This window comes from Exiguobacterium sp. s181 (assembly GCF_018617125.1).
Classification (GTDB): Bacteria; Bacillota; Bacilli; order Exiguobacteriales; family Exiguobacteriaceae; genus Exiguobacterium; species Exiguobacterium profundum.
In genome coordinates this window covers 581,948-595,096 of the sequence record NZ_JACSJM010000002.1, presented here as the reverse complement: position 1 = coordinate 595,096, position 13,149 = coordinate 581,948, and the positions used below count along the sequence as shown (strand labels likewise).

Below are 13,149 nucleotides of genomic sequence, written 5' to 3'. Positions count from 1 at the left end.
CAAACCCAACAAAAAAAGCCGCCTTTCGGCGACTTATGTATTGCAGATTACTTGACCGCATCCTTGAGCGCTTTACCTGCTTTAAATGCAGGAACTTTGCTCGCTGGGATTTCGATATCTTCTTTTGTACGTGGGTTACGACCTTTACGGGCAGCACGCTCACGAACTTCAAAAGTACCAAAACCGATCAATTGAATTTTCTCACCGTTTTGGAGTGCTTCAGTGATTGATTCAAACGTAGCTTCTACGATTTTCGTTGCTTCTTTTTTAGAAACATCGGCTTTCTCAGTAACAGCTTGGATCAATTCAGTTTTGTTCATCACGATTCACCTCCTCTCACAGGGAGTTTACGGGATTAATCATATCGTACAAACGTTGATATGACAACATTTTTTGCATGATTTCGCGACATTCACTATCAAAACAGGTTCAGTTGTTTAAAAACACGACCTCTCCTTGTTCATCAATTGTGTATCCTTGCGAATAAGCTGGGGCGAATGGAGCATCTTTATAGAGCAAATAACGAATGTCTTCGCCTATTTCCGGCGACTCATCCGTCTTTTGAAGCGCTTCCTTCACATCTTCTCGATAGTCTACAAACAGTTGTCCCGTGCCATCCACATAGATTGGAAGTTCACGGTCCGAATAGGGACTTGGAATGAACGGCTCTTCCGTGACAAAGATTTTATCATAATCGAGCGTGAACTGATTCTTACCTAATGATCCGTCAAATGGGAACTTGCCTTCTTTTGCCCGAAACGCGTTGATGTTCGTTTGAAGTTGCTGCAACCGCTCAGACACACGCAAGTCAATCAACTTCACAGTCGGTTCCGTCTCCACATCGACGAGGATATATTGGAACAACCCGCCACCTTCGAAACTATTCGCCGGTGGGTCCGCTAAATAACCGGGCACGAGACGAGCGAATTCAACTGGGTAACGCTCCATGAGAGGCGTTTCCGCCGGTTTTGTTTTGATTGGTAATACCCCAGATTGCTCACGATAGGCATCGACCGCACTTTGTACCGTATTCAATTGGTCTTCATACGGGATATTGTTGGCCCGTTCTGAATCAGGAAACATACATCCAGCTAACAGTGTCGTCAAAATCAAACTGATAGCGACAATCTTTTTTTTCATCACGTTTATCCTCCAGTCGGTCCTGAGACGACGACAAAAATCATGATAACAGTCCCAAATAAGAAAATGATGAAGGCAATCAGTCTGACGAGCGTGGCGAACCAACCGCTCAGTTTTGTATGACTGAGTGCGACCATTAATGCAGCGATGGCGAAAGCCCCGATCCCTGCGAATGATATCCACATTTTGATGAGTGACGGTGTCACGTCTATCCCCCTACTTTCTCTATGTTCTCCAGAATTCAAGTTTAGCAAAAAAAAGCGAGGAACTGAACGAAAACGTCAGCTCCTCTCTCAATCTGTCTATTCTTCAAAATGGAAAACTTGTTCCATCTCGTGTTTTTGCGGGCGTCTCATCAATTTCTTCACTTCATCATGAGGGCTTTTCCCTTCAAACAACACGTTATAGAGCGCCTCTGTGATCGGCATCTCCACACCTGCCTCTTTCGCAAGGGAGTGGGCCGCTTCACAGGCGCGGACGCCCTCGACGACCATTCCCATGTTTCCGAGAACGTCTTCTAACTTTTCACCACGCCCGATGGCATTACCGGCTCGCCAGTTACGGCTATGTTGTGACGTCGCTGTCACAATCAAGTCTCCGATTCCTGTCAATCCTGAGAACGAGGCCGGGTTCGCTCCAAGCTTCACGCCAAGTCGCGCAATTTCTACAATCCCACGAGTCATGAGGGCAGCTTTCGCATTGTCCCCATAACCGAGTCCATCCGTCATACCTGCCGCTAGAGCGATGATATTTTTCAGTGCTCCGCCGTATTCGGCCCCAACGACGTCAGAATTCAAGTACACGCGGAACTGATCGTTTGTGAGGAGTTCCTGCACTTCATCCGCGACATCAAGGTCAGCACATGCAATCGTGATGGTCGTCGGTTTCCGGACCGCAACCTCTTCAGCATGAGTCGGTCCTGTCAATACACTGATTGCCCGACGTTTAGCCGGTTCGATTTCTTCGGCGATGATTTCTGAAAGACGCTTATGCGTTTTCGGTTCAATCCCCTTCGCGGCATGAACGATGGTGACAGGTTCCGTCAACAAGGTGTTCAATTCCTTTGAGACAGGACGAATCGCCGAACTCGGGACGACGAGAAAAACGATACTCCGACCGTCTAACGCCTCTTTCAAGTTCGTCGTCGCACGAATGGATTCAGGTAATGGCGCGTCTTTCAAATAAAACGAGTTCGTATGTGACGAGTTGATTTCATCCACATGTTCTTGTTCACGTCCATAGAGCAGGACATCATGGCCATTATCTGCTAACACGAGCGAGATGGCCGTTCCCCAGCTCCCTGCTCCGATGACAGCTACGTTTGCCATAAGTGGCACCCCCGTTATTAGTTTTTCTGACGAGCCACGATGTGAATCGGTGTCCCGGTGAAGTCAAATGCTTTACGGATTTGATTCTCTAAATAACGTTTATACGAAAAATGCAACAACTCAGGATCGTTGACGAACAAGACGAACGTCGGCGGCTCGATGGCCACTTGAGTTGCGTAGTTGATCTTCAATCGTTGTCCTTTATCCGTCGGTGTCGGGTTCATCGCAACCGCATCGACGATGACATCGTTCAACACGCTCGTCGAGATTCGACGGCGATGTGTTTCAGCCACTTGTTTGATGACAGGCAACAATGTCTGTAAGCGTTTTGACGTGAGCGCTGATAAGAAGACAACCGGCGCATAGTCGAGGAATAAGAATTCTTGACGAATCTTCTCTTCCATCTTCTTCATCGTCTTATCATCTTTTTCGACGGCATCCCATTTATTGACGACGATGACAATCGCCTTCCCGGCTTCATGCGCGAGACCAGCGACACGCTTGTCTTGCTCGATGATTCCTTCTTCCCCGTCGAGGACGACGAGAACCACGTTTGAGCGTTCAATCGCCTTTTGTGCGCGCATGACACTGTAGCGCTCTGTTGATTCATATACTTTCCCGCGTTTACGCATACCTGCCGTATCGATGATGACATACTCTTGTCCGTCACGTGTGAACGGTGTATCAATCGCATCACGAGTCGTACCCGCAATGTTTGAAACGATGACGCGCTCTTCACCAAGGATTGAGTTCGTCAAGCTTGATTTCCCGACGTTCGGGCGACCGATCAACGAGAACTGAATCACGTCTTCGTTGTATTCGTACTCGTCTTTTTCTGGAGCGAGTGCAAATACTTGGTCGAGTAAGTCACCGAGTCCTAACCCGTGTGTACCCGAAATTGGGAACGGATCTCCAAATCCGAGAGAATAAAACTCATACATGAGATCTCGCATTTCAAAGTTATCCACTTTGTTCACGGCAAGGACGATTGGTTTGTTCGAACGGAACAACAAGTTCGCGACTTCTTCATCAGCCGCCGTGATCCCTTCACGTCCATTCACCATGAAGATGATGACGTCCGCTTCATCGATTGCAAGTTCCGCCTGATGACGCATTTGAACGAGCAACGGCTCGTCCCCTACTTCGATCCCACCTGTATCGATTAAATGGAACTTACGGTTGAGCCACTCTCCTGTGCCGTAAATACGGTCACGTGTGACACCCGGTTTATCATCGACGATCGAGACACGATCACCGATGATACGGTTAAAAATTGTGGATTTTCCGATATTCGGACGGCCAACGATGGCCACTACTGGAATTCCCATAACAACACCTCACTAACTTTCTATCAAAATTTCATCATTTCATCATTTCGAAACGCAACTTACCTATCATATCACAGGCAAAATTAAGTGACCATACAAAAAGAAGCGGGAGCATGACTCCCGCTTGAACGATCATCTTATTTAGAGTCGTCCGAAGAATCATCACCTGTCAATTCCGAGACAGAGAATCCTCCTTGGTCGCTATATTCATCAAGCAACGCTTGATCATCATCTTGACGAGTCGGTTCAGATGATTCGAGCGCACGCATCGACAATGAGATTTTCTTATCATCGAGATGAACATCTAGCACTTTCACCTTCACTTCTTGGCCTTCTGACAAGACTTCAGACGGCGTCGCGATGTGACGGTTCGCAATTTGCGAGATGTGAAGCAAACCTTCCACTTGTGGTGCGACCTCGACGAACGCACCAAACGTCACGAGGCGTTTGACGGTTCCTTCGATGACATCCCCCGGTTGGATCTTCCCTTCGATGGTTTCCCATGGACCAGGTTGTGTCTCTTTGATGGAAAGTTTTACTTTTTCATTATCTAAGTCGAGCCCGAGTACTTTCACTTTCACGCGGTCGCCTTCAGTTACGACGTCGCTCGGCTTCTCCACACGGCTATGGGCCATTTCCGAGATGTGAACGAGACCGTCCACGCCACCGATATCGACGAACGCACCAAAATCAGTCAATCGTTGGACCGTTCCTTCAATTACTTGTCCGACTTCAAGCGATTCGAGCGTTTCCGATTTCTTCGCGCTCATCTCTTCTTCGACAACTGCTTTATGTGACAAGATGACGCGGTTTTTTTCGCGGTCAATCTCGACGACTTTTACGGTAATTGGGTTATTCAAGTATGACGAGAAGTCTTCGACGAAGTGACTTTCGACAAGGGATGCAGGGATAAATCCACGGATTCCAATATCGACGACAAGACCACCTTTGACCTTATCTTTCACCATCACTTCAAACACTTCACCCGATTCGAATTTTTCAACGATCCGATCCCATGCTGCTTCGGCATCGACGTCTTTTTTCGAAACGACTACTTCTTCGTCCGTGACCTTTTTCACTTTGACACGAATCTCGTCGTTCACTTGGAGTGATTCATTTAAATCGTCTAGATGCATGCTTGATACTTCGCTAATTGGCAAAATCGCTTCGGTCTTATAACCGATATCGATCAGCGCTTGCTTATCCTCGATTTTGACGACTGTTCCGGTCACAATTTGACCACGATTAATTTCAAAATCAGGCATATCTTTCATTTCTTCGACCATTCCAACACTACCCCCTCACGATGAGTACAAAAAGGAGCGCCAAAGGCGCTTACACCTAGTATAAATCTCTTATAATTCCGAGAATTTGTCAAGGCGTTATGAAGATTGTACCTCTATTGAAAGAAGTTTAAACCTCAATTCCACAATCCGTTTTTCACTTCGTGAATGAGTGCTTCAAGTAGAGGTCGGCAATCGTATCCATGATCAAGTCGGCCGCTTCTTGTGCACTCGCCTTGCGTGCTTTCAGTTCTGACAAGTCGATCGGCTTCCCGATGACGACACGGAGTTTTGCGCGAAATTTATACTTTCCAATGATGGCGATCGGTAAAATGTGCGCATCCGAACGCATCGCGAAGAATCCGACACCGGCTTGCGCTTTCCCGAGCGTACCGTCTTTTGAACGCGTTCCTTCAGGAAATATAGAGATGACTTCATCCTCTTTCAACTTTTGAAGTACGACACGAAGCGCTTGTCGGTCACCTTCTCCACGAGATACTGGAATTTGACCCGCCCGATTCAAGATGTGCTTCAGTACCGGGACACTAAAAAGTTCTTTCTTCGCAAAAAAGCGAAGGGGACGCTGCTTTGGAATCGCACAGGCGAGTAATACCGGATCCCAATTTGACTGATGGTTCGAACAGACGAGAATCGACCCGTCCATCGGAACGTTCTCCCGTCCGATGAATTCGACCCGAAACGATGCTCGTTGAATGACGTTCACGACAGCTCTCGCTAATCGATACATGCCGAACGGTCCATTGTTCAATGGCTTACTCATGCTTTCACCTCTTCAATTAATCGTTCAATCGCTTGAACCACTCCGTCAATGGATAACGTCGTCGTATCGAGGAAATGGGCATCCTCTGCTTGACGTAAAGGTGCCACCTCACGTTCAGAATCGCGTTTGTCACGAAGCGCAATCTCTTCGATCAGTTGTTCATAGTCGCTCGGGATGCCTTTCGAGACATTTTCTTCATGGCGACGACGGGCACGTTCTTCGACCGAAGCGGTCATGAACACTTTTAAGTCGGCATTTGGTAAGACATGTGTCCCGATATCACGGCCGTCCATGACGACACCGCCTTCTTTAGCCAAATCACGTTGAAGGTCCATCAAAGCATCACGCACTTCAGGTTGACGTGCGACGAAACTGACGTTATTCGTCACTTCGCTTGAGCGAATGACAGATGTCACCTCTTCCTCTCCGTCAAAAACGCGTTGTCCCTCTTCAGACGGGACGAGACGAAGTGACATGTTCTCGATCATCTGAGCAAGTGCAGGTCCGTCCTCGAGCGCAATCCCTTCATTCAAGGCGCGATACGTCACGGCCCGATAGATTGCACCGGTATCGATGTACACATACCCTAATTGTTTCGCAAGCGACTTGGCAATCGTACTTTTCCCGGCACCCGCCGGTCCATCTAAAGCAATTTGTAATGATTTTTTCATACAAAACGGGTATCGAGTGTTCCCGATACCCTCCTCCTCTCGGTCAATAATCCCGAGAACATCATAACAGTTTTTTATCTTGAAGAAAATACAGACCCTGTCCGCTTTCGCGCTTCAAGCTGAACACGGAAGCAGTATCGCAAAATCGTCTCTTGGTCACGAGGGGTCAAATCTTCGAATGCCAAAGAGAGTTCTTGCTTCACTTCCTGCTTATGTACGCGAACAAGGCGGCTCTTAAGACGGAAGTTCTGGGGCGAGCCATGCTCATCCTCAATTCGAAACACGACAATCAGGGACTCATCTACTTCGATTGGAGCGCGGTTGGCGATGATTTTCATCCCCCCAGCAGATATGTCAAGAGATGTCGTTTCGAACGATTCGAAACTTTCCCCATCGGCTGCAAGAACGGTCACTTCAATCATTTCTGGAACACGTAAATATTCACGACGCTGAATCCGTTTGATTTTTTTCTCGTCTGGCAAATTGAACGCATAGCGTAATGTCATTTGGGCATCGCTGATCCGCTTCACGACTTTCGTGTCGAATGCGAACAGCTGATTGTCTCCTTGGAAGAAAAAGACCCGCATGGCCTCCTCTTCATGTAAAAAAAATGTTTTGAGCGTCGTCATGTCACTCGGTGACTCAATCCATACGACTTGATCGGTTATTGCTGCAATCTTCGTTTTCCCCTCTGCACGCCCTTCCACTTCGATTCTCAATTCTTGACCTTCTTTTAACATACTGACTCTTCCCCTTTATTTAAATTGTCGACGATTGGACAAGTTGGCCGCTCGCACGAGTAAAAGTGCCACGGTCCATAAAATGACGATATAAAGCACGGCAGGAAGCTTTTGATTCGGTTCGAGTATCAAAATAAAATCAAACGTTCCATGGATGACCGTCGCAGAAAAGATTGCCATGAACAGCCAGAGCCGTTCGCGTGCCGAATGCTTCGCTCGCCCCAAACAGTACCCCATCACGACAGCGAACAAAGCGTGCCCGCTCACAGGCAGGATCGCTCGCCAAATCGCAATTTCTAATGAATCGTACACCCATAAGTATAAAAAATTCTCTAAAGTCGCAAAGCCTAATGAGCAGGCGACCGCGTAGAGAATCCCGTCGTAGTAATCATCAAAGACTTTATGTATATATATTGTATAATAAATCATAAACCATTTAAAAAACTCTTCAAGCAGGGCAGTGGCGACATACGCCTGCCAAAACGGTCCAGTAAGCACTCCCTCTTCAACGAACGCATATTGGATAAACATGATCGGGAACACGAGAACGGCTCCGGCCACGAAAGAACGAATCACATATCCGAGCGGTTCCGCCTCCAACTCATGGCGTAGATAGAAGTAGGAAAGAAGGGCGAGCCCAGGTGCAACCGCAGACAAGGCGATTGCGATCATGATGCATCTCTCCTTTCTCTCCCTAGCATACACTGAATTGTCTGAAAGAAAAAGTAGAGAACGCCTAGAAAATGGAAATCTTCATAAAAATAATTAGGAGGACACTTATGAATCATTTATTACTGATCCACACCGGCGGTACTATCGCCATGTCACAATCCGGCACAGGACACGTCGAACCGAGCGATGTCAATCCAATCGACGCCACCCTTCCGAAAGCGACGGATATTGCTCACATTACAACAAAGCACTTTTCAAATATCCCGTCACCTCACATGACTCCAGAGAAGATGCTTGAATTGGCACAGTTCATCCAACGTGAACTGACACAAGACACGTATGACGGGGTCGTCATCACGCACGGTACCGATACATTAGAAGAGACGGCTTACTTCTTACAAATCACGCTCGGTGCGCCTGTCCCAATCGTGTTGACAGGTGCGATGCGGTCCTCGAACGAGGTCGGTTCGGACGGGGAATTTAATTTAATCACAGCGCTTCGCGTCGCCAAGAGCGAAGCGGCTCGTGGAAAAGGCGTGCTTGTCGTTTTCAACGGTGAGATCCATTCGGCATTTAACGTGACCAAAACGCACACATCTTCAGTCGACACATTCAAGTCTGTACACTTCGGTAACGTGGGTATGGTCACAAAGGACCACGTACTCATCTATAGCCAACCGGCGACGAGACAGCCGAAAATGATTTCGTCCATTTCAAAACGTGTAGCCGTATTGAAAGTCGTCGCAGGCATGGAACCGGATTTACTCGAATCTGTAATCACGCTTGGATACGACGGACTCGTCCTCGAAGTGTTAGGACAAGGGAATGTTCCGCCGTCCCTCTTATCCGCACTCGAACATTTAGTCAAAGAGATTCCCGTCGTGATCGTCAGCCGTTGCTTCAACGGAATCGTTCAAGATGTTTACGGTTACGATGGGGGTGGCAAACAACTGAAAGAGATGGGTGTCATTTTTTCAAACGGATTGAATTCACAAAAAGCTCGTTTACGACTTCTCGTTGAACTCGAGTCCGGCTCATCCCAGTCAGTCATGGAACATAGTTTTAGTTTCCAGCAATAACCTTGCGCAACTGCGCCCCCTTCCCTACAATGAGCAAAGAGGTGATATTCAGTGAACAAACAAGCAATTATTGTAGGTGCCGGGCCATGTGGCCTCTCGGCCGCCATCGAACTCGAGAAGATTGGAGTCTCTTGTACGGTGATTGAGCGTGGGAACATCGTCGACGCCATCTATCGGTACCCGACGCATCAAACGTTCTTCTCGTCTGCGAGCCTGCTCGAAATCGGAGACATTCCGTTCATATGTAAGGATTTGAAGCCACGTCGTCAAGATGCACTCGTCTATTATCGAGAAGTCGTCACACGTACTGGTTTAAACGTTTACCCGTTCGAAACGGTCGAGTCGGTCGATAAAAAGAATGACCGGTTCGTCGTGACATCGAGACATGAACGACGTGGTGAAACCGTTCGGGAAGCGGACTATGTGATATTGGCAACAGGCTATTATGGTCGCCCTCGTCTGCTTGACGTGCCTGGCGAAACGTTGCCGCACGTCCATCACTATTTCAACGAGGCACATCCTTATTATCGACAACACGTCACGATCATCGGTGGGAAAAATTCCGCTGTCGATGCGGCAATCGAACTCGAAAAGGCCGGTGCCTATGTGACGGTGCTCTATCGAGGTGATTCGTATAGCCCTTCCGTCAAACCATGGGTCCTCCCAAACTTCGACTCACTCGTCCGTCATGAGAAAGTTCGAATGGAGTTTGAGGCGACAATCGAACGCATCACCGATGATGGAGTTTACTACCGTCAACATGGCGAAGAGAAACATGTCTATGCAGATCATGTCTTCGCGATGACCGGTTATCAGCCCGACCACCACCTGTTCGAAAGTGCAGGCATTGCGATCGATGAAGAAAGTGGTATCCCGACGTACGATGAAGAAACGTTTGAAACAAATGTCGAACACCTCTTCATTGCTGGCGTGGTCGCAGCCGGAAACGATGCGAACAAGATCTTCATTGAGAACGGTAGATTCCACGGCAAGGCGATTGCCGAAGCGATCGCAAATCGTATTAACGTATAAAAAAGTTCGGTCAACTTGAGTTGACCGAACTTTTTTTGATTAGACCCACCCACGGAAACGTGAGGCTTCCGCCATTTTGCGTACACCGACCATGTAAGCGGCGAGACGCATATCGACTTTACGGGCCGAAGATGTATTGTATACCGTATTGAACGAGTGAACGAGTACTTTTTCAAGTTTCTCCTCAACTTCTTCTTCCGTCCAATAGTAACCTTGGTTGTTTTGTACCCATTCGAAGTATGACACCGTAACCCCACCACTTGACGCCAACACGTCAGGCACGAGGAGAATTCCACGTTCAGTCAAAATTTTCGTTGCTTCGTTCGTCGTCGGACCGTTGGCCGCCTCGACCACGATCGATGCTTTGATCGCATCCGCATTGTCTTCTGTAATTTGGTTCTCGATCGCAGCCGGAACCAAAATATCACAATCGAGCTCTAACATTTCTTTGTTTGAAATCGTATTTTTAAACAATGTCGAAATCGTACCGAATGAATCGCGACGATCTAACAAGTAAGGGATGTCGAGACCGTTCTCATCATGGATGGCTCCATACGCGTCACTGACTGCAATGACTTTCGCCCCTGCATCGTACATGAATTTAGAAAGGAAACTTCCCGCGTTTCCGAATCCTTGGACGACGACCCGTGCACCTTTCAATTCGATTCCGCGACGGAGTGCCGCTTCACGAATCATGATGGCCACGCCTTTTGCCGTCGCTGTCTCACGACCATGCGATCCACCAAGAACGAGCGGTTTTCCTGTAATGAATCCAGGTGAGTTGAATTCATCGATGCGACTGTATTCATCCATCATCCATGCCATGATTTGTGAGTTTGTGAACACGTCCGGAGCCGGGATATCTTTTGTAGGTCCAACAATTTGACTGATGGCCCGGACGTATCCGCGACTTAAACGTTCGATTTCACGGAAACTCATCTCGCGTGGGTCACAGACGATTCCGCCTTTCCCACCACCGTAAGGCAAGTCGACGATTCCAGCTTTTAAACTCATCCATACTGATAATGCTTTGACTTCTACCTCCGTTACGCTCGGGTGGAACCGAATTCCCCCTTTAGTCGGTCCGACCGCATCATTGTGTTGAGCGCGATAGCCTGTGAAGATCTTCGTTGAGCCATCGTCCATGCGAACAGGGATCCGAACGGTCAGCATGCGAAGCGGTTCTTTTAATAACTCGTACATCTCATCTGGATAGCCGAGTTTATCTAAAGCTTCGTGAATTACCTCTTGTGTCGATTCCAAGATGTTTTTTCGTTTTTGATGACCTTTTTCTTGATCCGTAATCATGAAGGTTTCCTCCCCTAAATTGTCAATTCTCCCCCAAGAATTAACCTCGTATTCGTTTAAAAGTATAGCTGATACGCGTTCAATTTGAAAGGGCTTTTCAAAAATAATGAAAGCGTTTTCTCGATGGATGACGTGATCCAGATGTCTTACTTCGCTACGCGCTCAAGTGCGAGCTCGATAAAGCGTTCCAATAGCTCACCGTACGAGATTCCGACTGTCTTGGCACTATCCGGAAACAGGCTAAGCGGCGTCATGCCCGGTAGCGTATTCGTCTCTAAAATGTAGGCTTTGCCTTCTTCTGAAACGAGGAAGTCAGAGCGCGAATATCCTGAACAACCGAGCGCGCGATGCGCCAGGACTGCCGCCTGTTGAACCTCTGATGTCAAATCGTCCGAGATTTCAGCCGGACAGACATGAATCGAACCACCTTCCGTATACTTCGATTCATAGTCGTAAAATTCATTTTTTGGAATGATTTCAATGACAGGAAGAGCCTCTTCTTTCCCGAAGTTCCCGATGACGGGAACTGTCAGCTCTTTCCCTTTGATGTACTGTTCAACAAGTACCGCTGAATCACAAGCAAACGCCTTTTCAATTCCTTCACGTAACATCGCTTCGTCCATGGCAATCGTCAGACCGTTCGACGATCCTTCCTGCGCTGGTTTGACGACACATGGGAATTCCATCCCCCACTCAGCGACTTTTGCATCGATCGATTCCCGTGACTCGATTAAGACGTCACGCGCGACGCGGATCCCGGATGCCGCGAAGATGATCTTCGCTCTCGCCTTGTCCATCGCCAGTGCAGATGCCAAGACACCTGATCCCGTGTAAGGAATCCCAGCCATTTCTAATAACGATTGCACACGACCATCTTCACCATACTTCCCGTGCAACGCACTGACGACAACATCGACGTCCAGCGTTAATAACTCGTTTGCACGTTCCGGATGAAAGTCAATGGACGTGACCTCATGACCACGTTCCGTCAACGCTTCTATCATTCCTTGCCCGCTCGTGAGGGATACCTCTCGTTCTCCTGACACTCCACCATATAAAACAGCGACTTTCATTCCAATCTCTCCTTCAACTAACTACTGAAAATTCAAGTCTAATCATAACACGGACATCCTAAAAACAATAGAAACAGAAAAGTAAAAAAAGCCGTACTCATGCGAATGCATCGTACAGCTCTTTCACGGCTTGTTCAGTTTGAATCGTCTTTCCGTATTCCATCATAACGTACGGGCTGACCGTAGTCGTCTTGCCGTACTCGGACAAAATGGCCGCGAGTCGTTCTTCTACCTGCGAAGGAAGCACCTCAACGAAGTGAAGATAGTAACGACCGTTGTAATGATAAAGCGTCCCACCCTGCTCGGTTTCATGTATATGCGGGAACAGACGAATCGAGGCGTTGATCACATCTTCAATGTCATCGAACTGATAAATCAAATGATGGATCACGTCAATCGTCAATCGAATCTCGACCTGTTCGACATCGAGCTCAGCAATCGCTTCACCTTTTTGAACATCGATGACGAGTCCATCGCGAGGAAACATTGTCACATTCAAATCAACCGCTCCTTGCGGTGAAAATCCGTACTCACTTTCTGCTGTTTCAAGAAGTTCTTTCCACAGCTGCTGACCGTTTTCCCCCACGATCGTATCGATGGCGATTCCACGTAACGAGAGCTCATTCGCAGTCACATATACACGAAGATGTTCTTTTGTTTGTTTTTCAAATCTCAATCGAAAACCTCCAGTGAATAGTCAATCCTAATAATAAG

Annotated in this window: 15 protein-coding genes; 2 read left to right on the top strand and 13 right to left on the bottom strand. The window is 47.7% G+C overall.

Features of this window, described 5'->3' with window-relative positions; translation table 11 throughout:
* Nucleotides 1-47: 47 nt before the first annotated feature.
* From KNO70_RS09400 to prsW, 10 genes are all read right to left on the bottom strand, one after another.
* Nucleotides 48-320, bottom strand: a complete 273-nt coding sequence (locus KNO70_RS09400; RefSeq protein ID WP_015881465.1) for an HU family DNA-binding protein — start codon at nt 318-320, stop codon at nt 48-50.
* Nucleotides 321-429: 109 nt separating this feature from the next.
* Nucleotides 430-1,140 (bottom strand): hypothetical protein, encoded by a 711-nt coding sequence (locus tag KNO70_RS09395; RefSeq protein ID WP_015881464.1) that lies wholly within the window; start codon nt 1,138-1,140, stop codon nt 430-432.
* Between the two features lie 5 nt (nt 1,141-1,145).
* A complete protein-coding gene (locus KNO70_RS09390) occupies nt 1,146-1,346 on the bottom strand; it encodes a DUF2768 domain-containing protein (RefSeq protein WP_015881463.1) in 201 nt (66 codons plus the stop codon).
* Between the two features lie 96 nt (nt 1,347-1,442).
* On the bottom strand, nt 1,443-2,468 hold the full coding sequence (locus KNO70_RS09385) for an NAD(P)H-dependent glycerol-3-phosphate dehydrogenase (RefSeq protein WP_214812248.1): 1,026 nt from the start codon (nt 2,466-2,468) through the stop codon (nt 1,443-1,445).
* 17 nt (nt 2,469-2,485) lie between these two features.
* Nucleotides 2,486-3,796 (bottom strand): ribosome biogenesis GTPase Der, encoded by a 1,311-nt coding sequence (der, locus tag KNO70_RS09380; protein ID WP_078146739.1) that lies wholly within the window; start codon nt 3,794-3,796, stop codon nt 2,486-2,488.
* A 137-nt stretch (nt 3,797-3,933) separates the two neighbouring features.
* On the bottom strand, nt 3,934-5,082 hold the full coding sequence (rpsA, locus tag KNO70_RS09375; protein WP_015881460.1) for a 30S ribosomal protein S1: 1,149 nt from the start codon (nt 5,080-5,082) through the stop codon (nt 3,934-3,936).
* Between the two features lie 154 nt (nt 5,083-5,236).
* Complete coding sequence (locus KNO70_RS09370) at nt 5,237-5,860, bottom strand: lysophospholipid acyltransferase family protein (RefSeq protein ID WP_015881459.1); 624 nt, start codon at nt 5,858-5,860, stop codon at nt 5,237-5,239.
* Nucleotides 5,857-6,531, bottom strand: coding sequence for a (d)CMP kinase (cmk, locus tag KNO70_RS09365; protein WP_031421747.1), 675 nt, complete (start codon nt 6,529-6,531; stop codon nt 5,857-5,859). Before cmk ends, KNO70_RS09370 begins: the two co-directional genes overlap by 4 nt.
* Nucleotides 6,532-6,605: 74 nt before the next feature.
* Nucleotides 6,606-7,271, bottom strand: a complete 666-nt coding sequence (locus KNO70_RS09360; RefSeq protein ID WP_078146738.1) for a flagellar brake protein — start codon at nt 7,269-7,271, stop codon at nt 6,606-6,608.
* Between the two features lie 15 nt (nt 7,272-7,286).
* Nucleotides 7,287-7,943: a glutamic-type intramembrane protease PrsW gene (prsW, locus tag KNO70_RS09355; RefSeq protein ID WP_078146737.1), complete on the bottom strand. Its 657-nt coding sequence runs from the start codon at nt 7,941-7,943 to the stop codon at nt 7,287-7,289.
* A gap of 107 nt (nt 7,944-8,050) precedes the next feature.
* Here prsW and KNO70_RS09350 point away from each other — a divergent pair, with 107 nt between their 5' ends.
* Together KNO70_RS09350 and KNO70_RS09345 are read left to right on the top strand one after the other, a co-directional pair.
* The gene (locus tag KNO70_RS09350; RefSeq protein WP_015881455.1) at nt 8,051-9,022 is read left to right on the top strand and encodes an asparaginase; all 972 of its coding nucleotides are present in this window, start codon (nt 8,051-8,053) and stop codon (nt 9,020-9,022) included.
* A gap of 51 nt (nt 9,023-9,073) precedes the next feature.
* Entirely contained in the window at nt 9,074-10,054 is a 981-nt protein-coding gene (locus KNO70_RS09345; RefSeq protein ID WP_078146736.1) for a YpdA family putative bacillithiol disulfide reductase, read from the top strand.
* A 39-nt stretch (nt 10,055-10,093) separates the two neighbouring features.
* Here KNO70_RS09345 and KNO70_RS09340 read toward each other — a convergent pair whose 3' ends face one another.
* From KNO70_RS09340 to KNO70_RS09330, 3 genes are all read right to left on the bottom strand, one after another.
* Nucleotides 10,094-11,362, bottom strand: a complete 1,269-nt coding sequence (locus tag KNO70_RS09340) for a Glu/Leu/Phe/Val family dehydrogenase (protein WP_015881453.1) — start codon at nt 11,360-11,362, stop codon at nt 10,094-10,096.
* A 146-nt stretch (nt 11,363-11,508) separates the two neighbouring features.
* The gene (locus tag KNO70_RS09335) at nt 11,509-12,435 is read right to left on the bottom strand and encodes a D-alanine--D-alanine ligase (RefSeq protein ID WP_214731022.1); all 927 of its coding nucleotides are present in this window, start codon (nt 12,433-12,435) and stop codon (nt 11,509-11,511) included.
* A 97-nt stretch (nt 12,436-12,532) separates the two neighbouring features.
* Nucleotides 12,533-13,111, bottom strand: coding sequence for an adaptor protein MecA (locus tag KNO70_RS09330; protein WP_015881451.1), 579 nt, complete (start codon nt 13,109-13,111; stop codon nt 12,533-12,535).
* Nucleotides 13,112-13,149: the final 38 nt, after the last annotated feature.

Coding starts and splice junctions, on each gene's coding strand:
- KNO70_RS09400 (WP_015881465.1), bottom strand. CDS start 320: ATGAACAAAACTGAATTGATCCAAGCTGTTACTGAGAAAGCCGATGTT.
- KNO70_RS09395 (WP_015881464.1), bottom strand. CDS start 1,140: ATGAAAAAAAAGATTGTCGCTATCAGTTTGATTTTGACGACACTGTTA.
- KNO70_RS09385 (WP_214812248.1), bottom strand. CDS start 2,468: ATGGCAAACGTAGCTGTCATCGGAGCAGGGAGCTGGGGAACGGCCATC.
- der (WP_078146739.1), bottom strand. CDS start 3,796: ATGGGAATTCCAGTAGTGGCCATCGTTGGCCGTCCGAATATCGGAAAA.
- rpsA (WP_015881460.1), bottom strand. CDS start 5,082: ATGGTCGAAGAAATGAAAGATATGCCTGATTTTGAAATTAATCGTGGT.
- KNO70_RS09370 (WP_015881459.1), bottom strand. CDS start 5,860: ATGAGTAAGCCATTGAACAATGGACCGTTCGGCATGTATCGATTAGCG.
- cmk (WP_031421747.1), bottom strand. CDS start 6,531: ATGAAAAAATCATTACAAATTGCTTTAGATGGACCGGCGGGTGCCGGG.
- KNO70_RS09360 (WP_078146738.1), bottom strand. CDS start 7,271: ATGTTAAAAGAAGGTCAAGAATTGAGAATCGAAGTGGAAGGGCGTGCA.
- prsW (WP_078146737.1), bottom strand. CDS start 7,943: ATGATCGCAATCGCCTTGTCTGCGGTTGCACCTGGGCTCGCCCTTCTT.
- KNO70_RS09350 (WP_015881455.1), top strand. CDS start 8,051: ATGAATCATTTATTACTGATCCACACCGGCGGTACTATCGCCATGTCA.
- KNO70_RS09340 (WP_015881453.1), bottom strand. CDS start 11,362: ATGATTACGGATCAAGAAAAAGGTCATCAAAAACGAAAAAACATCTTG.
- KNO70_RS09335 (WP_214731022.1), bottom strand. CDS start 12,435: ATGAAAGTCGCTGTTTTATATGGTGGAGTGTCAGGAGAACGAGAGGTA.